The sequence below is a fragment of the Bradyrhizobium sp. WSM4873 genome (assembly GCF_055811355.1).
Map to the genome: position 1 here is coordinate 426,760 of NZ_JBVVPS010000002.1, position 26,565 is coordinate 453,324.

General features: G+C 64.2%; 27 protein-coding genes. 11 read left to right on the forward strand and 16 right to left on the reverse strand.

Annotated elements, in window-relative coordinates:
• Positions 1–52: 52 nt before the first annotated feature.
• Genes AC0L21_RS06185 through fliL form a run of 4 tightly spaced genes read right to left on the reverse strand, consistent with a single transcriptional unit; the run spans position 53 to position 2,985 of the window.
• Positions 53–811 (reverse strand): MotE family protein, encoded by a 759-nt coding sequence (locus AC0L21_RS06185; RefSeq protein WP_473259264.1) that lies wholly within the window; start codon positions 809–811, stop codon positions 53–55.
• A gap of 8 nt (positions 812–819) precedes the next feature.
• Positions 820–1,266, reverse strand: a complete 447-nt coding sequence (locus AC0L21_RS06190; RefSeq protein ID WP_106944397.1) for a DUF6468 domain-containing protein — start codon at positions 1,264–1,266, stop codon at positions 820–822.
• The gene (gene fliM / locus AC0L21_RS06195) at positions 1,263–2,465 is read right to left on the reverse strand and encodes a flagellar motor switch protein FliM (RefSeq protein WP_007602134.1); all 1,203 of its coding nucleotides are present in this window, start codon (positions 2,463–2,465) and stop codon (positions 1,263–1,265) included. The genes AC0L21_RS06190 and fliM overlap by 4 nt, the downstream gene beginning before the upstream one ends.
• Positions 2,466–2,484: 19 nt before the next feature.
• On the reverse strand, positions 2,485–2,985 hold the full coding sequence (gene fliL / locus AC0L21_RS06200) for a flagellar basal body-associated protein FliL (RefSeq protein WP_473259271.1): 501 nt from the start codon (positions 2,983–2,985) through the stop codon (positions 2,485–2,487).
• A 380-nt stretch (positions 2,986–3,365) separates the two neighbouring features.
• Here fliL and flgF point away from each other — a divergent pair, with 380 nt between their 5' ends.
• From flgF to flgH, 4 genes are read left to right on the forward strand one after another with little or no spacing between them, the layout of a single operon-like run.
• Complete coding sequence (gene flgF, locus AC0L21_RS06205; protein ID WP_473259274.1) at positions 3,366–4,127, forward strand: flagellar basal-body rod protein FlgF; 762 nt, start codon at positions 3,366–3,368, stop codon at positions 4,125–4,127.
• Between the two features lie 16 nt (positions 4,128–4,143).
• Entirely contained in the window at positions 4,144–4,932 is a 789-nt protein-coding gene (gene flgG, locus AC0L21_RS06210) for a flagellar basal-body rod protein FlgG (RefSeq protein ID WP_007602131.1), read from the forward strand.
• A gap of 10 nt (positions 4,933–4,942) precedes the next feature.
• Positions 4,943–6,082, forward strand: a complete 1,140-nt coding sequence (flgA, locus tag AC0L21_RS06215; protein ID WP_473259277.1) for a flagellar basal body P-ring formation chaperone FlgA — start codon at positions 4,943–4,945, stop codon at positions 6,080–6,082.
• Positions 6,083–6,085: 3 nt separating this feature from the next.
• Positions 6,086–6,853, forward strand: a complete 768-nt coding sequence (gene flgH, locus AC0L21_RS06220; RefSeq protein ID WP_027567596.1) for a flagellar basal body L-ring protein FlgH — start codon at positions 6,086–6,088, stop codon at positions 6,851–6,853.
• Between the two features lie 293 nt (positions 6,854–7,146).
• Here the strand turns inward: flgH and AC0L21_RS06225 are convergent, their stop codons facing one another.
• Both AC0L21_RS06225 and AC0L21_RS06230 read right to left on the reverse strand, forming a co-directional pair.
• Positions 7,147–7,926, reverse strand: a complete 780-nt coding sequence (locus tag AC0L21_RS06225; RefSeq protein ID WP_473259281.1) for a 2-keto-4-pentenoate hydratase — start codon at positions 7,924–7,926, stop codon at positions 7,147–7,149.
• Between the two features lie 95 nt (positions 7,927–8,021).
• Positions 8,022–9,050, reverse strand: coding sequence for an SDR family oxidoreductase (locus tag AC0L21_RS06230; RefSeq protein WP_473259283.1), 1,029 nt, complete (start codon positions 9,048–9,050; stop codon positions 8,022–8,024).
• 95 nt (positions 9,051–9,145) lie between these two features.
• Here AC0L21_RS06230 and AC0L21_RS06235 point away from each other — a divergent pair, with 95 nt between their 5' ends.
• Complete coding sequence (locus tag AC0L21_RS06235) at positions 9,146–9,544, forward strand: winged helix-turn-helix transcriptional regulator (protein ID WP_473259285.1); 399 nt, start codon at positions 9,146–9,148, stop codon at positions 9,542–9,544.
• Between the two features lie 284 nt (positions 9,545–9,828).
• Here AC0L21_RS06235 and dksA read toward each other — a convergent pair whose 3' ends face one another.
• Together dksA and AC0L21_RS06245 are read right to left on the reverse strand one after the other, a co-directional pair.
• Positions 9,829–10,194 (reverse strand): RNA polymerase-binding protein DksA, encoded by a 366-nt coding sequence (gene dksA / locus AC0L21_RS06240; RefSeq protein ID WP_008554760.1) that lies wholly within the window; start codon positions 10,192–10,194, stop codon positions 9,829–9,831.
• A gap of 215 nt (positions 10,195–10,409) precedes the next feature.
• On the reverse strand, positions 10,410–11,021 hold the full coding sequence (locus AC0L21_RS06245; RefSeq protein ID WP_473259287.1) for an NAD(P)-dependent oxidoreductase: 612 nt from the start codon (positions 11,019–11,021) through the stop codon (positions 10,410–10,412).
• Between the two features lie 149 nt (positions 11,022–11,170).
• Here AC0L21_RS06245 and AC0L21_RS06250 point away from each other — a divergent pair, with 149 nt between their 5' ends.
• Positions 11,171–11,542, forward strand: a complete 372-nt coding sequence (locus AC0L21_RS06250) for a winged helix-turn-helix transcriptional regulator (RefSeq protein WP_007602122.1) — start codon at positions 11,171–11,173, stop codon at positions 11,540–11,542.
• Positions 11,543–11,546: 4 nt separating this feature from the next.
• Here AC0L21_RS06250 and AC0L21_RS06255 read toward each other — a convergent pair whose 3' ends face one another.
• The gene (locus AC0L21_RS06255) at positions 11,547–11,960 is read right to left on the reverse strand and encodes a flagellar assembly protein FliX (protein ID WP_007602121.1); all 414 of its coding nucleotides are present in this window, start codon (positions 11,958–11,960) and stop codon (positions 11,547–11,549) included.
• Between the two features lie 270 nt (positions 11,961–12,230).
• Here AC0L21_RS06255 and AC0L21_RS06260 point away from each other — a divergent pair, with 270 nt between their 5' ends.
• From AC0L21_RS06260 to AC0L21_RS06275, 4 genes are all read left to right on the forward strand, one after another.
• A complete protein-coding gene (locus AC0L21_RS06260; protein ID WP_473259289.1) occupies positions 12,231–13,355 on the forward strand; it encodes a flagellar basal body P-ring protein FlgI in 1,125 nt (374 codons plus the stop codon).
• Positions 13,355–13,720: a flagellar assembly peptidoglycan hydrolase FlgJ gene (gene flgJ / locus AC0L21_RS06265; protein WP_063995718.1), complete on the forward strand. Its 366-nt coding sequence runs from the start codon at positions 13,355–13,357 to the stop codon at positions 13,718–13,720. Before AC0L21_RS06260 ends, flgJ begins: the two co-directional genes overlap by 1 nt.
• Before the next feature lie 11 nt (positions 13,721–13,731).
• Entirely contained in the window at positions 13,732–14,229 is a 498-nt protein-coding gene (locus AC0L21_RS06270; RefSeq protein ID WP_473259292.1) for a hypothetical protein, read from the forward strand.
• Positions 14,230–14,388: 159 nt separating this feature from the next.
• Positions 14,389–14,748, forward strand: coding sequence for a hypothetical protein (locus AC0L21_RS06275; protein ID WP_473259294.1), 360 nt, complete (start codon positions 14,389–14,391; stop codon positions 14,746–14,748).
• 3 nt (positions 14,749–14,751) lie between these two features.
• Here the strand turns inward: AC0L21_RS06275 and AC0L21_RS06280 are convergent, their stop codons facing one another.
• The 5 genes from AC0L21_RS06280 to AC0L21_RS06300 all read right to left on the reverse strand — a co-directional run bounded on the left by AC0L21_RS06280 (position 14,752) and on the right by AC0L21_RS06300 (position 22,949).
• On the reverse strand, positions 14,752–14,895 hold the full coding sequence (locus AC0L21_RS06280) for a hypothetical protein (protein ID WP_473259296.1): 144 nt from the start codon (positions 14,893–14,895) through the stop codon (positions 14,752–14,754).
• On the reverse strand, positions 14,892–15,260 hold the full coding sequence (gene flaF / locus AC0L21_RS06285; protein ID WP_473259299.1) for a flagellar biosynthesis regulator FlaF: 369 nt from the start codon (positions 15,258–15,260) through the stop codon (positions 14,892–14,894). Before flaF ends, AC0L21_RS06280 begins: the two co-directional genes overlap by 4 nt.
• Positions 15,261–15,551: 291 nt before the next feature.
• Positions 15,552–17,792: a DUF1522 domain-containing protein gene (locus AC0L21_RS06290; RefSeq protein WP_473259302.1), complete on the reverse strand. Its 2,241-nt coding sequence runs from the start codon at positions 17,790–17,792 to the stop codon at positions 15,552–15,554.
• 243 nt (positions 17,793–18,035) lie between these two features.
• Positions 18,036–20,348, reverse strand: coding sequence for a DUF1522 domain-containing protein (locus tag AC0L21_RS06295; protein WP_473259304.1), 2,313 nt, complete (start codon positions 20,346–20,348; stop codon positions 18,036–18,038).
• A 321-nt stretch (positions 20,349–20,669) separates the two neighbouring features.
• Entirely contained in the window at positions 20,670–22,949 is a 2,280-nt protein-coding gene (locus tag AC0L21_RS06300) for a DUF1522 domain-containing protein (protein ID WP_473259306.1), read from the reverse strand.
• 324 nt (positions 22,950–23,273) lie between these two features.
• Between AC0L21_RS06300 and flbT the strand changes: the two genes are divergently transcribed.
• On the forward strand, positions 23,274–23,714 hold the full coding sequence (gene flbT, locus AC0L21_RS06305; protein ID WP_473259308.1) for a flagellar biosynthesis repressor FlbT: 441 nt from the start codon (positions 23,274–23,276) through the stop codon (positions 23,712–23,714).
• A 121-nt stretch (positions 23,715–23,835) separates the two neighbouring features.
• Here flbT and AC0L21_RS06310 read toward each other — a convergent pair whose 3' ends face one another.
• A complete protein-coding gene (locus AC0L21_RS06310) occupies positions 23,836–25,332 on the reverse strand; it encodes a pyridoxal phosphate-dependent decarboxylase family protein (protein WP_473259311.1) in 1,497 nt (498 codons plus the stop codon).
• Positions 25,329–26,564 (reverse strand): ATP-grasp domain-containing protein, encoded by a 1,236-nt coding sequence (locus tag AC0L21_RS06315; RefSeq protein WP_473259314.1) that lies wholly within the window; start codon positions 26,562–26,564, stop codon positions 25,329–25,331. Before AC0L21_RS06315 ends, AC0L21_RS06310 begins: the two co-directional genes overlap by 4 nt.
• Between the last annotated feature and the right edge of the window lies 1 nt (position 26,565).

Consider the following 26,565-nt stretch of genomic DNA (forward strand, 5'->3'; position numbering starts at 1 on the left):
CCTGCCCCAGACTGTAGATTTTGGCAATTAAGGACTTCTTAAGTATGAGCCCTCAATTCGGCTTTTGCGTCGGCTTGCCGTCGATCTTGGGCAGCTCGCCGGCCGAGGCGGACTGATCGCCCCCGCCATTGGCCCGACGGGCCATCTCGACCGTCAGCCGCTCGGCGGCCTCCGGGGACATCAGTCCCATGATGTCCGACATTTTTCGCGGCGCGATCTGCGAGGCGATCTCGATCAGCACGCCCATCTCGAGCCGGTCAAAGACCCGCGCGGCGTCCTTCGGCTTCATGCCCTCATACATGGTCACGAGGCCCTTCATGCGCTGGGCTTCGGCCGCCTTCTGCTCGGCCTGCGTCGCGGAGATACGGGTTTCCACCGCCTTCATCTCCTCGACCTTGTTTTCAATGCGCTTCTCGGCGGATTTCAACAGGCTCTCGCGGATGTCGATCTCGCGCTGGCGGGCCTCGATCTCCTGGCGGCGCGACTGCAGGCGTTCCAGGATCGCGCGCTCCGAGGCGGAGATCTGCGGCTGGGCCTCCTCCTTGACCGCGGCGCCTTCGGACTTGGTGTCGGGTGCAGCCGGCTTCGGCGCCTCCTTCGGCGCGCCATGGGTCGAGCCGGTGATATCGGGATCTTCGCGGCTGGCCGGGAAGTTCAGATTCTCCTGTGCCCAGGACTTTTTGGTCTGGCTCGGCTTGTAGTCGAAGACATAGCCGCCGTTGAGCACGAGGCCCGCGACCTTCAGCGTGGCGAGGCCTGCGACGGCAACCAGCACGATCGGAATGACGCGGATGTTGCGAAAGGACTTCATACCTGGCTTTATGCGGCAAGGCCGTTGGATCGTCTGCGTTCGGAGAAGGCTTCGGCCGCAGCCGCGACCGCCTTCGCCGACGAGGGCTTGGCTGCGGGCGCGGCGACCATTTCCGGGTTCGTCACGGGGCGCGCGGCGATCGCGATCTTGGAGAGGCGCCGCACCACATTGTCGGCTTCGCCGAGCTGCTTGTAGAGCTGCTCGGACATCTGGGTCGCCGACGCGAGCTGGCTGCCGAGGTTCTCGTTGACGTCGCGCACGGCGAGCTTCAGCCCGCCGATCGCGCGCTCGGCGATCTCGGTTGCGGTGATCAGTTCGCCGATGACCGCCTTCAGCGAATGCTCGTCCGCCTTCAGCCGCGTCAGTCGCTTGTTGAGCGTGACGCAGTAGACGATGGTCAGCATCAGCAGGATAGCCACCAGCGTCTCGATCGCCATTCCTAGGGAGTGGTTCATGGGGCCTCCATCATCTTGTTCTGCTCGTCGACCTTTTCGAACATCGCAAGTGTCGTACTTGGCTTGCGCAAGGGTTTCGTCACCCGTATCGCGACGCGATCGCCGACCCGGCCCATGCGCCCTTCGGTGATGGTGACGTCGCCGCAACGAACGGTGACGTTGGCATCCGCACGCATGTCCAGCGGCAGCGTGTCGCCGACCTTCAGCCGCATCAGCTGCTTGAGCGGAATGTCGGCTTCGTAGAGCACGGCGTCGACCGAGATCTCGGCCTGGACGATCTCGGTGGCGAAATGGCCTTCCCATATCTGGTCGCGGCCGAACTTTTCGCCCATGAACATCTGGAGCAGGACGCCCCGGATCGGCTCGATGGTCGCGTAAGGCAGCAAGAGCTCGATGTTGCCGCCGCGATCTTCCATGTCGATGCGCAGGCGCACCAGGATCGCGGCGTTGGCGGGACGGCTGATCGCGGCGAAACGCGGGTTGGTCTCGAGCCGGTCGATGGTGAAGGTCACCGGCGACAGCGGCCGGAACGCCTGTTCGGCATCGGTCATGACGACTTCGACCAACCGCTTGACCAACTCCGTCTCGATCGTGGTGTAGGGCCGGCCCTCGATGCGCAGCTGGCTCGAGCCGCGGCGGCCGCCGAGCAGCACGTCGATCATCGAGTAGATCAGGCTGGAATCGACCACGGCCATGCCGAAATTGTCCCACTCTTCGGCCTTGAAGACGGTGAGGACGGCGGGCAGCGGAATCGAGTTCATGTAGTCGCCGAAGCGCACCGAAGTGATGCGGTCGAGCGAGACTTCGACGTTGTCGGAGGTGAAATTGCGTAAGGAGGTCGTCAGCAACCGCACCAGGCGGTCGAAGACGATTTCGAGCATCGGCAGACGCTCGTAGGAGACCATCGCCGAATCGATGATGGCGCGAATGCCGGAATGATCGTCGAGCGTGACGTCGCCGACCGCGAAGCCGAGGAGGTTGTCGATCTCCTCCTGCGACAGCACCCGTTCGCCGGAATTCTTGCCGGCGCCGAGATCGCGGCTGCCATCCTCGACCATGGCCGCCCATTGCAGGGCCATGGTCTCGGACAGTTCGTTTTCGGCAGCAGCCTTCGCGGCCTCGGCGGGATCCTCGGAATCGAGCGAGGCCTCCCATTGGGCGGCAATTGCATCCTGGTCTGGTTGGTCGGTGCCTGCCATGATCCCTAGCCCGTCATGCTCACTGGATCACGACTTCCTTGAACAGCACCGCGCTCACCTGGACCGGTGCGACCGCCGCGTTGACGCGCTTGGTCAGCTCTTCCTTGAGGCGAAAGATGCCGGCGGAACCGTTGAGGTCGGAGGAGCGGAGCTCGCGCGCATAGGTCTGGAAGATGTCTGTGATGCGCGGCATCGTCGGCTTGATCGCCTCGACCTGCTTCTCTTCCTTCAGCTCCAGCACGATCTTGAGCTTCAGATATTGCACGCGCTCGCCCGGCGCGCCGGCGAGGTTGACCATGATGTCGGGAACCTCGACGAAAGACGGCGGCTTTGGCGGGGGCGCCGCCTCGGCGTGATGCTCGTCGTCGCCGTGACGGAAAAAGAAGAACCAGGTCGCGGCACCGCCGCCAAGAGCGGCGAGCAGGCCCACCGCCATGATCATCAGCTTGAACTTGTTCTTGGGCGGAGCGGCTTCCGCGCCCTCAGCGGCTGCGCCGCCTTCCGCTTCATTCTCTGCCATGATCGCCGCGCTCGCTCATCTCTCAAAAGGGGTCGAAAGAGCGAAGCTCCTGGCAGACAGTGACGCGATACAAATGCCCCAGCGCAGTGCTCCTCTTATGCGCAAACGCTACGGTAATAATGGTTAACGGAACCTTTCGATTGGGCCTTCGCTAGGAAAAATCTGCCGGGCAAACATGGCTAACAGACCCTTTCTGCCGCCTCCCCGCGCCCTCGAAAAATAGACAAGATGTTGAAATTACAAATTTTTCCGGCTTGGCACGAGTTTCGCTGAGAAAGGATCGAGACCTAGGGTTTGGGAGAACCCGAGGTCTCGTTCACGGGATCGGCCAATGCGCTTGGGAGAGCGAGCTGGCGGATCTCACTCAGGGGAGATTTCCGATGCAGAACGCGCTTCTGATCGGCTTGTCGCGACAGATGACGTTGGAGCGGCAGATGGATGTCATCGCCAACAACGTCGCCAACGCCAACACCAACGGCTTCAAGGCCGATCATTCGCTGTTCGAGGAGTACCTCAACTCGAACGCGCGTGAGGACAATTTCGTAGGCTCCGACCGCCGGGTCTCCTACGTGCAGGACCGCGGCACCTTCCGCGACGTCGGCCAGGGGCCGATGGAGCCGACCAAGAATCCGCTCGACATGGCGATCAGCGGCAACGCCTATTTCGCGGTTCAGGCCAATGGCGCCGAGCGCTACACCCGCGACGGCAAATTCTCGCTCAACAGCACCGGCCAGCTCGTCAGCTCCGACGGCAACCTCGTGCTGGGCACCAGCGGCCCGATCACCTTCCAGCCGACCGACCACGACATCAACGTCGCGCCGGACGGCACCGTCACGGTACTCGAGGGCACGGCCAAGAACGACTCGATCCGCGGCAAGATCCGCATGGCCTCGTTCGACGATCCGGCCAAGCTGACCAAGCTCGGCGCCAACCTTTACGACATCGGCTCCGCCGTCCCGCAGGCCGACACCAAGTCGACTGTGCAGCAGGGCTATGTCGAGAAGTCGAACGTGAACTCGGTCGGTGAGATGAGCCGCATGGTCGAAGTCATGCGCAGCTACACCGCCATCGCCAACCTGCTCCAGCAGCAGAGTGACATGCACAAATCGGCGATCGAGAAGCTCGCCGACGTTCCGGCCTGATTGAGGGAGAACTGACATGCAGGCGCTTCACACCGCAGCAACCGGAATGGCGGCACAGGAACTCAACGTTCAGGTGATCTCCAACAACATCGCGAACCTGCGCACCACCGGCTTCAAGAAGCAGACCGCGGCGTTCCAGGACCTGATCTACGAACACGTCCGCCGCGTCGGCGCACAGTCGTCCGACCAGGGCACCATCCTGCCGGTCGGCGTCGATATCGGCGGCGGCGTAAAGACCGTCGGCACGCCGCGCAGCATGACCCAGGGCACGCTGTCGCAGACCGGCAACGACCTCGACATGGCCATCACGGGCGAAGGCTTCTTCAAGATCCTGATGCCCGACGGCAGCTACCAGTACACCCGCGACGGCACCTTCCAGATGGACAATCAGGGGCGCATCGTCACCGCGCAGGGCAACCCGGTGCAACCGACGATCACGATCCCGAACAACGCCTCGGGCCTCACCATCAACGTGCAGGGCCAGGTCTCGGTGACGCTGCCGGGTTCGTCGACCTCGGCCGTCCAGGGCCAGATCGGCCTGACCCGCTTCATCAACAAGGCCGGCCTCCAGCCGGTCGGCAACAATCAGTTCACGGAGACGCCCTCCTCCGGCCCGCCGCAGGACGGTACCGCGAGCTCCGAAGGTTTCGGCAACATCACCCAGAGCAGCCTCGAGCAGGCCAATGTCGACGTCGTCTCGGAAATGAGCGACCTGATCGCCGCCCAGCGCGCCTACGAAATGAACGCCAAGGTGATCAGCGCCGCCGACCAGATGATGCAGTCGACCACGGCGCTGTTCCGCTGAGGTAATGACGATGATCCGCACCACTCTCGCCACGATCTCCGCTCTCCTCGTGCTGGCGCTGCCCGCACGGGCCGCCGACGATTTCATCGCGACGCCGACGCTGCGCGCGAGCATCACCGTGACCTCGGACGTGGTGCGGGTCGGCGATCTCATCGACAATGCCGGCTCGGCCGCGCTGATCCCGGTCTACCGCTCGCCCGATCTCGGCACCACCGGTGCGCTGCCGGTCGCGCAAGTGCTGGCGGTGTTGCGCGCAAAGCAGGTAATCGGCGTGATGACCGGCGACATCAAGGAGGTCCAGGTCACCCGTCTCGCCCGCACGCTCGTGAACAAGGACCTCGAAACCGCGGTCGCCTCGGCGCTCGAGCGCCGCTTCGGACTTGGCGATGCCGCCAACATCACCGTCACGTTCGACCGCGGCATCGCAGACATGCGGTTGGATGCCTCCAACACCGGCGCGCTGCAGCCGGTCGCAACCCGCTACGACGCCCGCAGCGGCCGTTTCGACATCGCCTTCGAGATCAACAAGGACAACGATCCGGCGCCGACCAAGCTGCGTTTCACCGGCAACGCGATCGAGACGGTGGAGGTGGCGGTTCTGACGCGCGATATCGATCGCGTCGATCTCCTGAAGGCGTCCGACGTCGCGATGGAGCGCCGGCCGAAGGCCGAGGTCACCGGTGAAGCCGCCTCGCGCGATCGCACGCTCGGCATGCAGCTCCGCCGGCCGATGCGGGCGGGGACGCCGATCCGCGTCGCTGACATCGTCAAGCCCGACTTCGTGCAGCGCGACCAGAGCGTCACCGTCATTTATCAGGTCCCCGGAATCTACCTCACCACGCGCGGCAAGGCGATCGAGAGCGGCGCCGAGGGCGACACCATCAGCGTGCTCAACCTGCAGACCAAGCGCACGCTGAGCGGCGTCGTCACCGGCCGCGGCCAGGTGACGGTCCAGGGCGCCAGTCAAGCCGCGCCGATGCCGGCCGCGGTCGAACAGACCTCGTCGCTCAAGCGTGAGGAAACGCCCGCCCCGGTTGATACCGCAGCCCTCGTCCGGAACCTGGTCCAGGCCCCGGCATCCCCGGCCCAGATTGCGCAAGCCCAGATCCCGCAAGTTCGCGTCTCGCAAGCTCCAGCCAAGTCAGAGTAAGTCATGTCCAGGTTCAGTTCGGCTTTTCGTCCCCGTCGCATCGCGATCTCTGCCCTGCTGCTGGCGACTTGCGCGCTGGCGAGCGGCTGCTCCTCGATCGACCGTCTGTCGCAGATCGGCGAGCAGCCGAAATTGTCGGCGATCGACAATCCGACGACGCAGCCCGGTTACAAGCCGGTGCAGATGCCGATGCCGAAGCCGGAAGTCGCCTCCTACAATCCGAACTCGCTGTGGCGCAACGGCAGCCGCGCCTTCTTCAAGGACCAGCGCGCCCATCAGGTCGGCGATCTTCTGACGGTGGCCGTGAACATCACCGACAAGGCCAATATCGAAAACGACACCCAACGCAGCCGCACCAACAAGGAAGATTCCGGAATCACCGACTTCATCGGCGCCAAGACATTGGGCGCCCAAGCGCAGAAGGTGTTGCCCGGCCGCATCCTCACCGCCGACTCGACCGCGTCCAGCGAGGGCAAGGGAAGCGTGGACCGCAAGGAAGCGTTGCAGACCAACGTCGCGGCCGTCGTCACCCAGGTCCTGCCCAACGGCAACCTCGTGGTTGAAGGCAAGCAGGAGATCCGCGTCAACTACGAAATCCGCGAGCTCATCGTCGCCGGCATCGTCCGTCCCGAGGACATCCAGAGCGACAACACCATCGATTCCACCAAGATCGCGCAGGCCCGCATCGCATATGGCGGCCGCGGCCAGATCATGGACGTGCAGCAACCGCGCTACGGCCAGCAAGTCATGGACGTGCTGCTGCCCTTCTAAGCCTCTCCCGAGCTCCCACATCGTGTTCGCGAACCTAGGCGCGAACGACGATGTACGACGCGGCCCTCGCTAGCTCCCCTGGCGAGGGCCGCATGTATTTTGGCGATGGCTGCATACAGCGCTCAGGCACGCGCGATTGTAGCGACGCCGCTCCCCCTATCCGCCCTCTCAATTGTCATCGCCCGCGAAGGCGGGCGATCCAGTATTTCGAGACGTCAGTGATGAGCCGAGAAGCCGCGGCATCCTCGATTCCCCGCCCTCGCGGGGAATGACTGCGGGGAGTACCGCGGCGCCTACGTAAACTCCGCCTCCACCGTCCCCAGCCCGTCCAGCTCCATCCGCACCTTGTCGCCGGCTTTCAGCCACAGCGTCTTCACCAGGCTGCCGGTGAGAACGAGCTGTCCCGCGTGAAGACCCTTGCCCTCGGCGGCGAGATGGTTGGCGAGCCAGGCGAGTGCGTTGTGGGGATGGCCGAGCACGTCGGCGCCGGTGCCGTGGCTGACCTCTTCGCCATTGACGATGGCGCGGCCTTTGACGACCTTCAGGTCGGGCACTGACGAGCGCGGCACCACCTCGCCCAGCACGCAGCCGGCGGCGAAGAAATCGTCGGCGATCAACGTCGGCGCCCCCATCGTTTCCCACTTCACATAGCGGTCGTCGACGATCTCGATCGCGGGATGATAGGCCTCGACGGCTTCGCCGACCCATTCGGCCGTGAACGGCGCCTCGCCGGCTGCGAGATTGCGCTTCAGCCGCACCGCGATCTCGCACTCGACGCCGACGCGGACATAGTCGGCAGCCGCGAGCCGGACGCCGCTGTCGTGCACGCCCTTCTGGAACACGCCGCCGCCGCATGGGTGTGGAATGCCGATGTAATCCTGCATCACCTGGCTGGTGCAGCCGATCTTGTAGCCGACAAGCGGGCCCGCATGCGGCAGCAGCAGATCGTGCAGCGCGCGCTGGACCTGATAGCCCTCGGCTTCATCGGCGGGAGGAACTTCGAGCGCCGCGAGCGGCGCATGGTTGCGGCGCGCCAGCGCGATCGCCTTTGCGGCTGCGAGAATTCTGTCCATCGGCGCCGGCTCCCACGCTACGCAATCAGAGGCGGCACTTCAGCATCCCGGCCGGGGCGTGACAAGCGCGGGCCGAAGAACGGCCAAGGGTGCCCTCAGTCCTTGACCAAGCCGAGCCGAATCAGGCTCTCGGCCGTCGCGAGGATCGCTTCATCGTTGGAACGGGCCTGCCAGCCGAGCAGCGACCTCGCCTTGACGCTGGTGGAATGCCTGACCCTTCCGAGCATCGGCACCACGGCGCGCAACAGCGGAATCCGGTTCGCGGCGAGCCGCACCAGCCAGTCCGGAGCCTGGAGCCGAGAAACCCGGCGCGCGGCCGGTCCGAGTTCCTCCCGCAGCAACTTGGCGATGTCGAGGATCGACATCGTCGCGCCGGAGACCGCGATGAAGCGCTCGCCGTTGGCCTCGGGCGCCGTCATCGCCCGCAGGTGCAGCTCGGCGACGTCGCGCACGTCCACCACGCCGAAATAGACCCGCGGCACCGCCGGCATGGCGCCGTCGAGCAGCGATTTGACAATTTCGATCGAGCCGGAGAAATCCGGCCCCAGTACGGGGCCAAAAATGCCGGCGGGGTTGACGACGGACAATTCGAGCCCGCCGCCCTCCCGCGCGACAAAGTCCCAGGCCGCCCGCTCGGCCAATGTCTTGGACTTGACGTAGGGCTGCACATCGGCGCCGTCGAGATTAGTCCAGTCGGACTCGTCGAACGGCTTGTCGCGCGGCGGATGGCCGTAACCGATCGCGCCCAGCGACGAGGTGATGACGACGCGCCTGACGCCGGCCTCCCGTGCGGCACGCAGCACCCGCAGCGTGCCGTCCCGGGCCGGGATAATCATCTCGTTCTCGTCCGCGGGCACGCTGGTCGACAAAGGCGAAGCGACATGCAGCACGTAGTCGCAGCCCGCAACTGCCTCGCGCCAGCCTTGGTCTGCCGTGAGGTCCGCGGTGAAGAGGGACAGGCTGTCGGGCGAGGCCGCGCCGCCCTCGCACAGCATCGCCCGCACCTCGGCTTTCCGGTCCGGCCGGCGCACCGTCGTCCGAACCTCGTGGCCGTCGGCCAGAAGTTGCAGGACGACATGAATGCCGACGAAGCCGGATCCGCCGGTGACCAGAACGGTGCTCATTGTCAAATTTCCCTTTGCTCGGGACCGGCGAATTGGTTCCGCGCAGGCCCTGCCCAGCGCCGCATCTGGTCACTATCTGCTGCCGAACAAGTAGAATGGATTTCGAGACCGGTATGGAAAACCTGACAAGCATTTGCGAGGGCGACTGCGATTGCAGCCCCGACCCCACCCTGCTCGCCGACTTCAAGCGGACCATCCATGCCCTCGGCGGAAAATGGAAGCTGGAGATCCTGTTCGCGCTGATGAACGGCGCGGTTCGTTTCGGCGCTTTGCGACGATCGATCGGCGGTATCACCCAGCACATGCTGACCGTGCAGCTGCGCGAGCTCGAGCAGGACGGGCTGGTGTCGCGCACCGCCTTCTCGGAGAAGCCGCTGCGGGTCGAGTACGGGCTGACGGATGCGGCTTACGGCCTGCTGCCGGCGTTTAAGGAAATGTTGAGCTGGTCCAGGCTTTATGGGGATGCGCGCCTTGCAGCGTCGCATCAGGCCTGATTGCAGCGAGGCGTGAAGCTGCTGGATCAGTGCCTCAGCATTCGAGTCGATGTCCTTGATGCGACTCGCAAAACCTCCCGCACCTGAAGTGAAGGCTGTTTCTCATCCGAACTCACGTGAGCTCGGAGGAGTTGAGCCTAGCCCATTGATCGCGATTCACTTTTCGAGATTGCGCTCGCGCGCCGAACGCCCGGTTGCAAGCGACAGGCAAAACGCCAATCACGGCGCGAAAAGGCGCGCCTTGCGTTCAAAAAACAAAGAGCCGCATCGCTGCGGCTCGGACTCTATTCGTCGCGATAGACCTTCTCGCGTTTCTCGTGGCGCTCCTGCGCCTCCACCGAGAGCGTCGCGATGGGACGGGCCTCGAGCCGCTTCAACGAGATCGGCTCGCCGGTGTCCTCGCAATAGCCGTAGGTGTTGTCCTCGATACGCTGGAGCGCGGCGTCGATCTTGGCGATCAACTTGCGCTGGCGGTCGCGGGCACGGAGTTCGATGGCGCGGTCGGTTTCGGACGATGCCCGATCGGCGAGATCGGGGTGGTTCACGTTCTCCTCCTGCAGGGCTTGCAGGGTGAGCTTGGACTCTTTGAGGATCTCATCCTTCCAGGCGAGGAGCTTCAAGCGGAAGTACTCCTTCTGCCTGTCGTTCATGAAAGGCTCTTTTTCGGTCGGTCGGTAGTTTTTCAACTTTTCCAAGGGCGGCCTATCTGTCTAAGCAACGACTCGTACGCGGAACGGGGTCCGCTGAGCGGGGCGTTATATAGCGGCCTCCTGTGACAGACAATGTTTCCCTGATCGCCCGACCGGCGCCCCCAAGCCCTTGCACAGGAAGGTTTATCCTGGAGGGCCTGGGGGCGGCCGAAGGCCTAGTAGCCGACCGTGAAACGCCGCCTCTCATGGGCCGGCCGCTCGATCTCGTCGGCGAGCGCGATGGCGTAATCCGCGAAGCTGATCCAGCTCTTCCCGTTCGCATCTGCGAGAAGCTGATCGGTGCCAAGCCGGAACTTGCCGGTGCGCTCCCCCTCGATGAACAGGGCGGACGGCGAAATGAAGGTCCAGTTCAGCTCCTTCTCCTGCCGCAGCAGCTCGAGAAAGGCCGAGCCCGCCTCCGCCTCGGCCTTGTACTGAGCCGGAAAACCGGGAGTTGTCACCAGTTTGACGCCCGGAGCCACCTCCAGGCTGCCGGCTCCGCCGACGACGAGGTAGCGACCGACCTTCGAGTCCTTGGCCGCGCCGATCAGCTTGAGCGCGTCGCTGGCCAGGAAGTGCACGGAACTCACGGCGACGTCGTGCCCGGCCCACAGCTTGGCAAGGCCTGGCTGGTCGAGCACGTCCCCCTTGGTGGGGGTGACATTCGGCAGGGCCGCGATCTTCTCGGGGTTGCGGGCGATGGCCGTGACCGCGTGGCCGCGGCGGGACAGCTCCTTGGTGATCTCCGACCCGGCCCGGCCCGAGGCGCCGGCAACTGCGATTTTCATGGAAGGCTCCTTTGCTTCTGTGGTAACTATGGGTAACTAGATATCGCAAAGAGCGCTGGTGTTAAGAGAGCACTTTGCGCTTACCTGATTACACAGGAGTAACCGGCAGCGGCCGGCAAATCAGCGGAATGGATTGCGAGGACTCGACGATGAAGCCAGACGTCTATGCAGCGAACTGCCCCACGCGACAGATCCTCGACCGCGTCGGCGACAAATGGGCGGTGCTGATCCTGCTGCTGCTGCGCGAGGAGCCGATGCGCTTCAATCAGTTGCGCCGGACGATCGAAGGCATTTCGCAGAAGATGCTGAGCCAGGTTCTCAAGTCGCTCGAGCGCGACGGATTGCTCAAGCGTCACGCGATCGCAACCGTGCCTGTGACCGTGGAATACTCGATCACGCAACTCGGCGTAACGCTCGCCGCCGCCGTCGATCCCCTGCGCGATTGGGCCGAGCAGAATCTGAAAGACGTGCTCGCCGCCCAGCGCCGCTACGATTCGCAGTTGAAGGATGAAGCGGCGTAAGACGCTAGGCCTGCCCGGCCTTGGCGAGCTCGACCTCGACGCGCAGCTCGATCTCGGACAGCACCGAATCCAGGCCTGGATCGCCGGAGGACGATTTCAGGTTCGCCGCAGCGTCACGCAGCCGCATCACGGTCGAGGCGTCGAGCTTGCCGGAGAGAAGCCCCATCTTGAGATCGTCGAGTACGTCGAGCGCGGTCTTTCCGCGCACGACCGAGCGCTTGCGACGTTCGACCGGATCCTCCTCGATGCCTTGCAGCGCGAGCAGCCCGTCGATGTTGGCGGCGGCCTTCGGTGCGGCGGCGCCTCGCGTCTCCGGCGCCGACGAGGTGTCGGGCAACACGAAGGTGCCGGAGCTCGTCCGCCTGGCCTGGCTGGCCGGCGTTCCAAGCGTGGTGCCGTTCGGTCCGTAGATGCGCATCGGAAGCAATCCGGGTGATCGATGCGCCACATTCGCCGTTTTATGGTTAACGGCCCGTAAACAGCCCGGCAAAATCTGCCGACAGGCGGCAGTTTCGCTCCTCAGGGACAACACAGGCTGAGGTCGCTCGAAACAGATTTACTCAACCTATTCAGCTACCTACCCCCACTGCCCCGAGTTGGCACAGCGCTCGCAAGGACAGCGTCGGACCAGCTCGTCATGGGAGTGTCGTGATGGTCCTTTGATTTGAGGAGCCTCGGGGAGCAGAGGATGCCAAGCGTTCGTTGGGTGAGACTTGTGGGGGTGGCCTGCGCCGCGCTGTCAGCGCTGGTGCTCTCGGTCAATTCTGCAAGCGCGACATCGCGCATCAAGGATCTCGCCAACATCGAAGGCGTGCGGCAGAACCAGCTCATCGGCTACGGCCTCGTCGTCGGCCTCAACGGCACCGGCGACACCCTCAACAACATCCCCTTCACCAAGCAGTCGCTGCAAGCGATGCTCGAGCGCATGGGCGTCAACATCCGCGGCGCCACCATCCGCACCGGCAACGTCGCCGCCGTGATGGTGACAGGCAATCTGCCGGCCTTCGCCACCCAGGGCACGCGCATGGACGTCACCGTCTCCGCGCTCGGCGACGCCAAGGATCTGCGCGGCGGCACCCTGCTGGTCACGCCCCTGCTCGGCGCCGACGGCAACGTCTATGCGGTCGGACAGGGCTCGCTCGCGATCTCGGGTTTCCAGGCCGAGGGCGAAGCGGCGAAGATCGTCCGCGGCGTTCCGACAGTCGGCCGCATCGTCAACGGCGCCATCATCGAGCGCGAGATCGAGTTCGCGCTCAATCGGCTGCCGAACGTCCGCCTTGCGCTGCGCAATGCCGACTTCACCACGGCCAAGCGAATCGCCGCCGCGATCAACGACTATCTCGGCGTCAAGACCGCCGAGCCGATCGATCCCTCGACCGTGCAGCTTTCGGTCCCGCCGGAGTTCAAGGGCAACGTCGTCGCCTTTCTCACCGAGATCGAGCAGCTCCAGGTCGATCCCGACCTCGCCGCCAAGATCGTCATCGACGAACGCAGTGGCATCATCGTGATGGGCCGCGACGTCCGCGTCGCCACCGTCGCGGTGGCGCAAGGCAACCTCACCGTCACGATCTCCGAGAGCCCGCAGGTCAGCCAGCCCAACCCGCTGTCGCGGGGACGCACCGTGGTCACGCCGCGCACCGGCGTCAGCGTCACCGAGGACGGCAAGAAGTTCGCCGTGGTCAAGGACGGCGTCTCGCTTCAGCAGCTCGTCGACGGCCTCAACGGTCTCGGCATCGGCCCGCGCGATCTCATCAGCATCCTGCAGGCGATCAAGGCCGCCGGTGCGATCGAAGCCGACATCGAGGTGATGTGATGCAGACCGGCATGGTCAACACCGCCCGCGTCGCCAGCTCCGCCTTCTCGGTGGAGAGCCGCAACGGCCGGCCGGACTTCGATCTCGCGGCGGCACTGCAAAAGGTCTCGCCGAAGCAGCAGGCCAAGGCGCAGAAGATCGCCACCGACTTCGAGGCGATGTTCCTCAACAGCATGTTCTCGCAGATGACCTCGGGCCTGAAGGGCGAAGGCCCGTTCGGCGACACGCCTGGCACCGGCGTGTGGCGCTCGATGCTGACCGAGCAATATTCCAAGAACTTCGCCAACGCCGGCGGCGTCGGCATCGCCACCGACGTCTATCGCACCCTGATCATGCAGCAGGCAAAAACGATCCGCACGGCATAAGGTCAAACGAGATGAACCACTTCAACGCCTCGCGTCAGCCGGTGCAAGCGCAGCGCCCGAACACCACACCCGGCAGCGCCGAGGCGCGCAAGATCGCCGAGCAGTTGATGGACGCGATGAGTGCCCTGCTCGGCCTGATCGAGCGCGAGACCGAGCTCGTACGCGCCGGCCAGGTCCGCGAGGCGATGACCCTCGAGAGCAAGAAGCAGGAGCTGTCGCGAAACTATGTCGGCGCCGTCACCCAGTTGAAGGCGAACCAGGCCCAGCTCGCCAAATCCGCGCCCGAGCTGCTCTCGACGTTGCATCGGCACCACGATGCATTCCGCGCGATGCTGCAGGTCAACCTCACCGTCCTCGCAACCGCTCACGCCGTCTCAGAGAGCGTCGTGCGCGGCGTCAACGCCGAGATCCAGAAGCGCAACGTGCCGAACACCTACACGGCCGCGGGACGACGCGCCGCGCCGGGCCCGCGCCACATCACGCCGCTCGCGGTCAGCCGCTCGCTCTGAGCGCGCGCAACAACAAGCGACAATTTTACGAAAAACCGCGCGGCAACATCGTCGCGTGGTTAGGCACGTTTCCTTACCGGATGTTCAATCCCGGTGTTCCATGGTTGCGTATTGAGAGGGGTTGGGATTTGACTCACGTGAGGCAACCAGGAGGCTGCCATGAGTACAGATTTCAGCATCAGGCCGGTGGGGATACCGGCCGCCGTGCAGATCGTAACGACGTCGAATGCGGCGGCGAACGAGGCCGTGCAAACCGATCTGCCCGTGAGCCAGACAGTGGCCGCCGGCGATGCCAGCGCGCCTGCACGCAATGATTTGCGAAGCAGCGAGAACGTCTCGCGCCAGGTCGTGTTCGACCAGGCGGCGGCATCGTTCGTTTTCCAGGTCGTCAACGACAGGACCGACGCGGTGGTCAACCAGTTCCCCGACGAAGCAATGCTGCGCCGGCGGGCCTATTTCCATGCGCAGGATTTGAAGTCCGAGCCCTCACGTCCGGCAACCACAGACCGCAGCGCCTGACTATCAGGCGTCGAGCTTCGCAAGGGCAACATCGAGATCGCTCGAACCGGTCGCGAGATCGGTGACGACGTTCTTGATCTGCACCTTGCCGCTATCCGTCAACTTGAATTTGGTATTGCCGAGGCGAAACGAGCCGTGCTCGATCACGGACGGCCGGACAGACCAGCGGCGATATTGCGGTTGATCTCGATCAGCGGACGGAAGTGATCGAGCTGCGGGCTCATCTGCAGCGCGGCGGTCTGACTCAGCACGAACACGCTGATATTGGCGATCTTCTGCCGGACGTCGATCGGCTGCGGATTGTTCTCGCGCATGGCCTCGCTCAGGAAAATCGTCCAGAGCTTGCGATTGAACATCAGGGCCTGCGTGGTCTGCTCGCTGAACGGCTCCGCGCTGTTGATCGCATCCTGAAGCTTGTTCGCGGCCTTGAGCAGGGTCTGCGCTTCGATGTCGCGAGGAGATGCGGTGGTCGTTGCAACACGCGCGTAGGCCGAGGCAGCGGAATTCGACATCAATCACACCCTGGAGGTTACCTAGCCCGTTGAACGCGCTTAAGGATTTCTTTCCCAACCCTAGGCAGCACCGCTTAAGATTTGCTTACATGTGTGCTTGGAAGCACTCCGGATTATTACGGGTCTCGGAGTTCTTCGTCATCGTGAAGCTAGACGCGCATGTGCACGCTGTAAACGCGTCACGCGTGGTGCGCGTCCATCTCAGCTAATCCTGCCTTAGCGATCTCCATAAAATAAACGGCGGAGCGTGAGCCCCGCCGCGAAATCGATGAGCAAGCTTGCGCCGCGAAATTAGCGGAGCAGCTGCAGCACGCTCTGTTGCGACTGGTTGGCCAGCGACAGCGCGGAGACCGCGATCGACTGGCGGGTGGAGAGCGCCTGGCTATTCGCCGCTTCCTCGTTGGTGTCGGCCAGCGTCAGGTTGGACGAGCCGGTCTGCAGAACGTTGATCAGGTTCTTGGAGAAGTCCTGACGCACCTGCACGATCGAGAGGTTGGAGCCGAGCGCAGAACCTTCCGAGCGCAGCGTGCTCGAGGCAGCGTTGAGGCTGGCGAGCACCCTGTTGGTGGCGCCGTTGTCGATGAAGTCGATACCGTTGACGAGGTTGCTGAGACCGAGGCCCGCCGCGTTGAAGACCACGCCGTTGATGCCGAGTGTGGAGCTGCCAGTCTCGTTGAAGATCAGCTTCAGCGTATCGCCGTTGAGCAGGTTCACGCCGTTGAAGGACGCATCCTGCGAGGTCGTATCGATCTGCGCCAAAATGTTGTTGAACTGGTTGACCAGGTTTGAGCGCGCGGTCTGCGCGACCGGATCCTGGATCGGCGGCTGGGCGGTCGTGAAAGCGATCACACCCGTGATCGTGCCGGCGACCGCGCCCCCGGCGGTCACTGAGCCTAGCGTCGAGGAGGCATACTCGTTGACGGTGGTGATCGTGAGCACGCCGTTGGCGTCGATCGTCGCGGTCAGATGGTTCGCCTGCAGCTGAGAATTCAGTTGATCGAGCGTCTTGACGGTGCCGTTGGTACCGTCACCAAAGGTCACGTTGACCGGCGTGCCGCCGTTGAACGAGGTAAAGGTCAAGGTCTTGCCCGAGATGCTGCCCGCTCCGGGCGCGCGACCGGCCGTGAAGGCCGTGCCGGTACCGGTCGGACCGGTCAGCCCGAACGAGGACAGCGCATTGCCGGTTCCCGTGATCGACAGATCGGCCGTGGTGCCGGTGCTGAGCTTGAGCGCGCCGTTGACGACGGTGGACAGCGACGAACCGCTGGCCGCAGCCACGGCGGCGCCGCTGACGATGCCGGCACCCGACGCCAGGTCGATCGCGTTCAGCGAATCCTGAACGCTGGCGCCCTGGAGATAGACGACGGAGTTGCCGTTATTGTCCGTCACGATGTTGCCGATCTTGGTCGACCCCGTCGGAGCGGCAGCAGGGACGGCCGCGTTCTTGAACGAGACCGTCTTGCCGTCGACGTTCAGCGTGGAGCCGTCATGGATGAGCGTGCCCAGCGTCGTGGGGCTCGTCAGACGCGCCTTGCTCACATTGACATTGCCGGAGCCGGTCGCGGTCGTAAGGCCAAGCGCCTTGAGGAAGTCGGCCTTGCCGGTGATGCTGAGGTCCGCGCCCGTGCCGGTGGTGAGGGTGAGCTGGCCGGCGGCGACGGACGCCACGGCGCCCGACGAGAGCGATAACGTCGCAGTGCCACCCGTGATGGCCGCCTTTTGCACGCCGGTCGCAAGATCGATCGCGTCCATCACGTCCTGGACGTTTGCAGCCGGGACTGCGTTTGTCCCGAGGTAAACGGTCGAATTGCCATTGCCGTCGGTAACGACGTTGTTGTTCTTGCCGGAACCGGCGGGAACGCTGGCCACCGCGGGCGCAGCGCCGGCCCGGAACGTGATGGTCTTGCCGTCGACGATCAAGACGTCGCCGTCCGACGGCGCACCGTTCGCCGCAATGGTGGTGCCGCTCGGCGCGCCCAGCAGCGTCAGGCCCACGGCCAGGCTTGCTACCGTGCCAGCACCGTCGGGAGCGGCATTGCCGGTCAGGGCTTGCGAAATGCCGCCGAGCGTGGTCGTGCCAGTGATCGGAGTCGTACCGCCGGCAGTACCGTTGGTGACGACATTGCCGGTTGCGGTTGCGTAGGTGTAGCTCGTGGTGCCGCGAAGATCGGCTGGCGTAGCCCCCGGGATCGTGGTCGTGATGTTGGACTTGGTCGAATAGCCGACCGTGGTCTGCAGCGCCTGGTTGGCGATCGACTTGGCGCTGTCGATCAGCTTTTGCAGCGAGGTGATGCCGGTGTTGGCGGCCTGCAGCACCTGCACGCCGTTGTTGATGCCGTCGAGCAGGTTGCTGATGTCGCTCGCGCGGTTGTCCAGCCCTTGCGCGGTGAAAAAGTTGGTAGGGTTGTCGAGCGCCGTGTTGACCTTCTTGCCGGTCGAGAGGCGCTGCTGCGTCGTGGCCAGCAGGTCGGCCGTCGACTGCAGTGACAACAGGTTCTGGCGAACGGACGCCGAGAGAACGATGTTGGACATTGGCTGGTCTTCCTCTTGAACCGGGTACGAATCGGGGCTCGCAGATCTGGAAAGCGGGCTTTTGTCCACTTTTAGGGGCTGTCCTTTAAAGTATGGTTAACGACGGTTTAAGGGATACGGTTAATGCCGAGTTAGCGCCCCCTTCCTGGCACCGGCTGCACGTCTGCACGGTCACCGCACACGCAAAAAAGCGGCGGAGCCGAGGCCCCGCCGCTGTATTTGTCTTGTGATTTCAGTGGCTTATTAACGGAGCAGCTGGAGCACGCTCTGCTGTGAGGTGTTGGCCAGCGACAGCGCGGAGACCGCGATCGACTGGCGGGTCGACAACGCCTGGCTGTTGGCCGCTTCCTCGTTGGTGTCGGCCAGCGTCAGGTTGGACGAGCCGGTCTGGAGCACGTTGATCAGGTTCTTGTTGAAGTCCTGACGCACCTGCACCACCGACAGGTTCGAACCGAGGGTCGAGGCTTGCGAGCGCAGCGTGCTTGAGGCCGCGTTGAGACTGGTGAGCACCCGGTTGGTCGCCGCGTTGTCGATGAAGTCGGTGCCCCGTACCAGCGAGGCCAGACCCAGCCCCTTCGAGTTGAAGGTCACACCGGTGATGCTCAGGCTCGACTTCGCAGTCTCGTCGAACACCAGCTTGAGCTGATCGCCGTTCAGCAGGTTCACGCCATTGAAGGACGAGTCGACCGAGGTCGTGTCGATCTGCGACAGGATGTTGTTGTACTGGGCGACCAGGTTGGAACGGCTCGCCTGGGCAACAGCATCGACCGTCGGCGCGGTCGCGTTGGTCCAGGTCAGGGCCGTCGTGATCGTGCCGCCGATCCCGCCGCCAGCGACAGCCGATCCGATCGTCGAGGATGCGTAGTCGTTGATCGCGGAGACCGTGAGCAGGCCATTGGCGTCGATCGTGGCGGCCAGGTTGTTGGCCTGAAGAGCCGTGTTGAGCTGATCGAGCGTCTTGACCGTGCCACCGGTGCCGTCGCCGAAGGTGACATTGACCGCCGTGCCCCCGTTGAAGGAGGCGAAGGTCAAGGTCTTGCCCGAGACACCGCCGGCCGACGCCGAGCGGGTCGCCGAGAAAGCGGTGCCGGTGCCGGTCGAGCCGGTGAGGCCGAGCACGGACAAGGCATTGCCTGAGCCGGTGATCGACAGATCCGAGTTCGCGCCCGTCGAGATGTGGAGCGAACCGGCAACCAGCGAGGACGCGGTCTGGCCGCTGGCCGTCGCCAGGGTTGCAGCACCCGAAGCGATGGTTGCTGCCTGCACGCCGGTGGCGAGATCGACCGCGCTCAGGATGTCGGCGACGGTGCCCTTGTTCAGGTAGACGATCGAGTTGCCGTTGCCGTCGGTGACCACGTTGCCGGTGACGCCGGATCCCGTCGGCACGTTTGCAGGAAGCGGCGTGCCGCCGTTCTTGAACGTGATGGTCTTGCCGTTGACGTTCAGGGTCGATCCGTCGGTGATCAGCGAACCAAGGCTGCCCGAGACAGTTGTGCGGGCCGCCGTCAGGGTCGCGTTGCCGGAGCCCGTCGCGGTGGTCAGGCCGAGCGCCTTCAACAGGTCAGCCTTGCCGATGACGCTGAGATCGGCGCCGGTCGAGCTGTCCAGCGTGATCTTGCCGGCGGTGATGGCAGCCGGGGTCTGGCTGGTGTTGTTGGCGTTGATGGTGGCAACGCCGGCCGCGATCGTGGCACCGCGGGTGCCCGCCGCAAGGTCGATCGCCTTCAGGACGTCGCCGACCGTTGCGGTCGAGTTCGCCGCACCGCTGCCGAGGTAGATGACCGAGTTGCCATTGCCGTCAGTCGCGATGCTGCCGGTACCGCCGCCATCGACGCCGTAGCCGCTCGGCAGGCTGTTGGTCGATCCCGTGACGCCCGGAGCGGCGCCGGCCTTGAAGGTGATGCTGTGGCCGTCGACCGTGAGGGTCGTGCCGTCGGTGAACTGGGTGGCGCCAATCAGGCCCAGGCCGCTCGTTGCACCAGCCAAGCCGTCACCGTAGAGCAGCGTGCTCGCGGTGATGGCCGCCGCACCGCCGCCGTTGTTGTCGTTGACCGCAGCGGTTCCGACATACGCAGCGGCCGTACCACCAAGCGTGGTCGTCCCGGTCGCCGCGGTGACGCCGCCGCCAGCGCCGGAGAACAGCACGTTGGATTGCGCGGTCGCGCTGGTGTAGGTCGTGGTGCCGCGCAGGTCGGAAGCGGTCGCGCCCGCAATCGTGGTCGAGACGTTCGACTTGCTGGAGTAGCCGACGGTGGTCTGCAGCGCCTGGTTAGCGATCGACTTGGCGCTGTCGAGCAGCTTCGACAGCGAGGTGATGCCGGTGTTGGCGGCCTGCAGCACCTGCACGCCGTTGGCAATGCCATCGAGCAGATTGTTGATGTCGCTGGCGCGGTTGTCGAGCGACTGGGCCGTGAAGAAGTTGGTGGGGTTGTCGAGCGCCGAATTCACCTTCTTGCCAGTCGAGAGGCGGGACTGGGTGGTGGCGAGGAGGTCGGCGGTGGACTGGAGCGAGAGCAGGTTCTGGCGAACCGACGCAGAGAGAACAATACCGGACATAACTCTTACCCTTCTGGTTTACGCGTCTTCGTTCGATCGCTTCGGATCGAGTGACGGGCACAGCCTGAGGGGACATGGCTAACAAAAAGTGAAACCTGGTCTCGCATCGTAAGCGCCGGTTCACCATAAGGCTCCAGGAGCACGCGGGATCAGCGACGATCACCCTGAAACTCCTCGCTTTTTGCGGCGTTTGCCTCTCGTTAACCATAACCAACGGTTACTTTTCGAAGCTGCCAGTTTGCCTCTCCATCGGAGCGCGCAAAAAGAAAGCGGCGGGGCCGAAGCCCCGCCGCCATGTCTTGATTGCGATGTCAGCCGCTATTAGCGGAGCAGCTGCAGCACGCTCTGCTGCGACTGGTTGGCCAGCGACAGCGCGGAGACCGCGATCGACTGGCGGGTCGACAGCGCCTGGCTGTTGGCCGCTTCCTCGTTGGTGTCCGCCAGCGTCAGGTTGGACGAACCGGTCTGCAGCACGTTGATCAGGTTCTTGTTGAAGTCCTGACGCACCTGCACGATGGAGAGGTTCGAACCGAGGGTCGAAGCTTCCGAGCGCAGGGTGCTCGAGGCCGAGTTCAGGCTGGTGAGTACCTTGTTGGTCGCGGCGTTGTCGATGAAGTCGGTACCCTGCACCAAGCCGGCCAGACCCAGACCCTTCGAGTTGAAGGTCACGCCGGTGATGTTGAGGTTGGACTTGCCGGTTTCGTCGAACACCAGCTTGAGCTGGTCGCCGTTCAGCAGGTTGACGCCGTTGAACGAAGCATCCAGCGAGGTCGTGTCGATCTGCGTCAGGATGTTGTTGTACTGGGACACCAGGTTGGTACGGGTGGCCTGGGCAACAGCATCCGCAACCGGAGAGGTGGCGTTCGACCACGTCAGCGCCGATGTGAGCGTGCCACCGATGGTGCCACCCGCAGCAGCCGAACCGATCGTCGAGGAGGCGTAGTCGTTGGTCGCCGAGACCGTGAGCAGGCCATTGGCGTCGATCGTGGCGCTCAGGTTGTTGGCCTGAAGAGCCGTGTTGAGCTGATCGAGCGTCTTGACCGTGCCGCCAGTGCCGTCGCCGAAGGTGACGTTGACCGCCGCGCCGCCGTTGAAGGCGGAGAAGGTCAAGGTCTTGCCCGAAACGCCGCCCGACGCCGCAGAACGGCTTGCCGTGAAGGCGGTGCCGGTGCCGGTCGAACCGGTCAGGCCGAGCGAGGACAGCGCATTGCCCGTGCCGGTCACCGACAGATCCGCATTGGCGCCGGTCGAGATGTGCAGAGCGCCCGCGACGATGGAAGACGCCGTCTGGCCGGTGGCCGTGCTCAGGGTTGCCGTACCGCTGGCGTTGGACGCCGTCTGCACGCCGGTGGCGAGATCAACCGCGGTCAGGATGTCGGCGACGGTGCCCTTGTTGAGGTACACGGTCGAGTTGCCGCTGCCGTCGGTGACGACGTTGCCGGTGACGCCAGAGCCGGTCGGCACGTTCGCAGCAGCGGGCGTACCGCCGTTCTTGAACGTGACGGTCTTGCCGTTGACGTTTAGCGTCGAACCGTCGGTGATCAGCGAGGCAAGGCTACCCGTAGCCGTCGTGCGGCTCGCGGTGACCGTTGCATTGCCGGAACCGGTGGCACCGGTCAGACCGAGAGTCTTCAGCAGGTCGGCCTTGCCGTTGACGCTGAGATCGGCGCCCGTCGAGGTTTCGAGGGTGATCTTGCCGGCTGTGATCGCCGATGGGGTCTGGGTGGCGTTGGTCGAGATCGTTGCAGCACCGGCGGCGACGACAGCGTTCTTGACGCCGCTGGCGAGGTCGATCGCGGTGAGGACATCACCGACGGTCGCCGTCGAGTTCGCCGCACCCGAACCAAGATAGATGATCGAGTTGCCACTGCCGTCAGCAGCGACATTGCCGCTGATGCCGTAGCCGCTCGGAACAGTCGCCGCGGTCGGAGCAGCGCCTGTCTTGAAGGTGATCGAGTGACCGTTGACGGTGAAGCTCGAGCCGTCGGTGAACTGCGTGGCGCCAATCAGGCTCAAACCTCCGGTCGCCGCGCCGGCGCCGTCACCGTAGAGCAGCGTGGTCGCGGAGATTGCAGCGGGTGTACCCTGGTTGTCGTTCACAACGCTGCCGGTGACTGCCCCGATGGTGCCGCCGAGAGTGGTGGTGCCGGTCGCCGCCGTTACGCCGCCAGCCGCGCCGGAGAACAGCACGTTGGAGAGCGCGGTCGCGCTGGAATAGGTCGTGGTGCCACGCAGGTCGCTCGAGGTCGCACCCGCGATCGTGGTCGAGACGTTGGACTTGGTCGAATAGCCGACCGTGGTCTGCAGCGCCTGGTTGGCGATCGACTTGGCGCTGTCGAGCAGCTTCTGGAGCGAGGTGATGCCGGTGTTGGCGGCCTGCAGCACCTGCACGCCGTTGGCAATGCCATCGAGCAGATTGTTGATGTCGCTGGCGCGGTTGTCGAGCGACTGGGCCGTGAAGAAGTTGGTGGGGTTGTCGAGCGCCGAGTTCACCTTCTTGCCAGTCGACAGACGGGACTGGGTGGTGGCGAGCAGATCGGCGGTGGACTGGAGGGAGAGCAGGTTCTGGCGAACCGAAGAGGAGAGAACGATACCGGACATACTGTTACCTTTCTGGTAGCTACGCGTCCTGTCTGATCGAAATTGATCAAACGACCGGCGGACGGTTGCGTCCAAGCCTCTAACAATCCGTGAAATGAAACTCCGGGTTTGTCTGCTTCGCGCCCAAAATGCTCTCCCGCAAACTTTCGAACCGCGTCCTCGTCATTACGCAAGATGCTGAAGTTGTTTCATATTTTGGCGCGGTCGCCAATGTTTACGACCCGTTAACCACATTGCGCAAGGATTGGACCCAAATCGGAGCAGGCAGCCGTCATCGACGGGACACGCGCGCCGCTCTTTACAAAAGGTTGATGGAGAACAGGCATGGCCCTTAAAGTCGAGCTCAGGCCGCACGAACGCATCATCGTCGGCAACTGCGTGATAACCAACACCGACCAGCGCGCTCGCCTTCTGATCGACGGCGACAACGTGCCGATCCTGCGCGAGCGCGACATCCTCACGCCGGAGACCGCCGACTCGCCCGCCAAGCTCGTCTATCTGGCGGTCCAGCTCATGTACATCTCGCCGGATCCGCAGACCCAGCACGGCACCTATTTCAGCCTGGTGCGCGACATCGTCACCGCGGTGCCGAGCTCCTGGCCGATCATCGAAGGCATCAACAACAACATCCTCAACGGCGACCTCTATCGCGCGCTCAAAGATGCTCGCAAGCTGATCGCCTATGAAGAGAAGCTGCGCGGCCAGTTTGAGGCCACCCATCCTAAAGCCGAAGCGGACAAGGACGACGTCAGCACCGCCGCCTGACCCCACGCGTTCGCGGGCCCACGCCGCGCGAACGACCGGGCCGGACGAACGGCCAGGCCTCATAAACGACAACGGCCCCGGATCGCCCCGGGGCCGTTGTCGTTTCAGACATGCATCAATGCTATTGCGCCGCGAGCGGCGGCGCTTCAACCTCGATCACTGCCCCGGTCCGTCGCCCGCCGAATTCCAGCACGGACGCGACCAGCGCGTCGATGTCGGTCTCCTCTGTACGGTGATTGACGATCGCGGCGCGGATCGCAAACCTGCCGTCCAGCGCCGTGCTCGACGGCGCCGCGATACCGGACTCCTGGATGTCGGCGACGATCTCGCGATTGACCTCGTCGGCGGCGCGGTAACGGAAGCAGACGATGTTGAGATTGACCGGTGCCAGCAATTCCAGCCGCGGCTCGGCGAGAACGCGCGTCTCCAGATATTTCGCCAGCGCACAGCTTCGCGCGATCACCGCACCGAGCCGATTTGTGCCGAACGTCTTCAGCGTGAACCATGTCTTTAGTGCACGGAAGCCGCGCGACAGATCGGGGCCGAGATCGCAGGGCCAGACCGCGCCCGCTGCAAGCCCCCTCGCCTCGCGACGCAGATAGGCTGCGGGCTGCGCAAAGGCTCGCCGATGCTGCTCGCCGTCGCGCACCAGCAGGAAGCCGGCGTCGTAAGGCACCTGTCCCCATTTGTGGAAGTCGAGCGCAATGGAATCGGCGAGCTCGATTCCGCCGAGCAGCGGCGCGAGCTCGGGTGAGAGGACCGCGAGCGCACCGAAGGCGCCATCGACGTGAAACCAGATTCCTTCTTCGCGGCACAGTTCTGCAATCGCCTTGAGATCGTCGACCGCGCCGATATCGACCGTGCCCGCGGAGGCAACGACGAGGAAGGGCTTGAAGCCGACCTCGCGATCACTCGCGATCTGCGCGCGCAGCGCCGCGACGTCGATGCGATGATCGGCATCCATGCCGATCTTGCGCAGCGCATCGATGCCAAGTCCGGCCATGTCCATCGCTCGTGAAATGCAGCCATGCGCCGCCTGCGAGGTGTAGGCCGTGAGCAGTGCGCCGTCGTTGCCGATGCCGTGCTGCCGCGCCAGCGTGCCGAGCGCAGCAGTTCGCGCCACCAGCACGGCCATCAGATTGGCCATCGACGTGCCCGTGACGAAGATGCCGCTCGCGCTCTCCGGAAAAGCGAACAGCTCACGCATCCATTCAACGATCTGGCGCTCGACCTCGATCGGCATGTGATCGCGTCCGCCGAGATTGGCGTTGAGGCCGGCTGCGAGCATCTCTGCGAGCATGCCGACGGCGGTGCCGCCGCCGTGCACCCAGCCCATGAAACCCGGATGGACGTTCCCGGTCGCATAGGGCGCGACATGTTTGGAGAAGTCGCGATAGACGTCGGCGAGATCGCTCGCCTCGCGCGGCACGTCGGCCTTGAATGCCGCGCGGACGCCGTCAGGAATCGGCTGCCACACCGGACGCGCGCGAACGTTGGCGATGCCGTCGATCGTCTCGTCAAGCATGCGATGGGCGAGCGCGCGAAACTCGCTCCAGTCCTGCGGATCGAGCGAAGTGTGCGTGACGGAGCTTTGCGCGTTGCGGATGATCTCGTTCATGCTGCACTCCCCTCGCCCGCCTTTGCATGCCGCGACAGCATCGCCGTGAACGCGGCAAAGATCTTGCGCATCTGCGGCGGCTTGTAGGGAAACACGGCGGGCGGATCCATGTTGTGCACGACGGCGGTGTTGTCGGCTTCGAACACCAGCAGTTCGCCGTTGTTGTTTTCGGCACAATCGACGATGAAATAGTCGAGGCCGATGCGCTTGCTCATCTCGTCGAGCGCGCTGCGATGACGCGCAGCGAAAGCGCCGTCGAAGTCGAGCATGAATGCGGCTTCTTCGGCTCGCTTCTCCTCGCTGAACGCCATGTAGGCGTTGAGATACCAGATGTCCCAGCGGTCGGCGATCGCCATATGGCAGGCGTAAGGCTTGCCGGCGACCATGGCGAGGCGATACTTGCGATAGAGCCCATCAGGGCTCGCATAGTCGACGAAGCGCGCGACGAAGAAGTTCTGCTCCTCGCGCTCGGCGAGATAGGCTTTGAGCGCCGCGGCATCGTCGACCTTCGCGAGCCCGACGCCGGCATGCGTGCCACGTGGCCGCACGATCATCGGAAAGCGCAGCTCCCCCGTGATGCTCTCGCAGGCGATCTTCCCTTGCGAAAGCTCCAACAATTGCGCGCGCGTCGCGTGTGCGGTCACGGGAATGTCCAGACCGGGGATGCCCGCCAGCAACCGGAACAGTTTGTCGCGATCGAGATTGCCGATCAGCTCTGGACGATTGAGCAGTGGCCGCGGCCAGCGCGGCGCGGCCTGCTCGATGGCGGCGAGTGTCTCACGGCATTCCTCGGAATCGGAGGCGACCACGATGGCGACGTCGTGCTCGGGCAACGTCTCGGGAAGACCGACGCCCTTGATGACGTAGAGCGTCAGCAGCTCGATATCGGAGCCTTCGAGCAGGAATTCGATCGGGGTATTGCCGCCCATGTCGATGTCAGCCGCGAGCGCGAGCACCCGCAGGCGGGGCTTCGGAACCGCGCAAGGAGTACGAAACAATTGATGGAAGGAGAGCACCTCGCTCTGGATCACCAGCCCGGCCTCCTTCTCGCCGAGGAGCTGGGCGATCAGCGACAGATCCAGGCCCTCGCCGGCCTCGGCCGTCCCCTCCGCGATCCGCGCCAGAAGATGTTCGCGTAGCGGATGCAAATCGCCGCCCTCGAAGGCCCGGCGCGTCAACTGCGCAAAGCCGATGCGGTCGGAATAGTTCGGCGTGGAAACGGAATGCTGCATC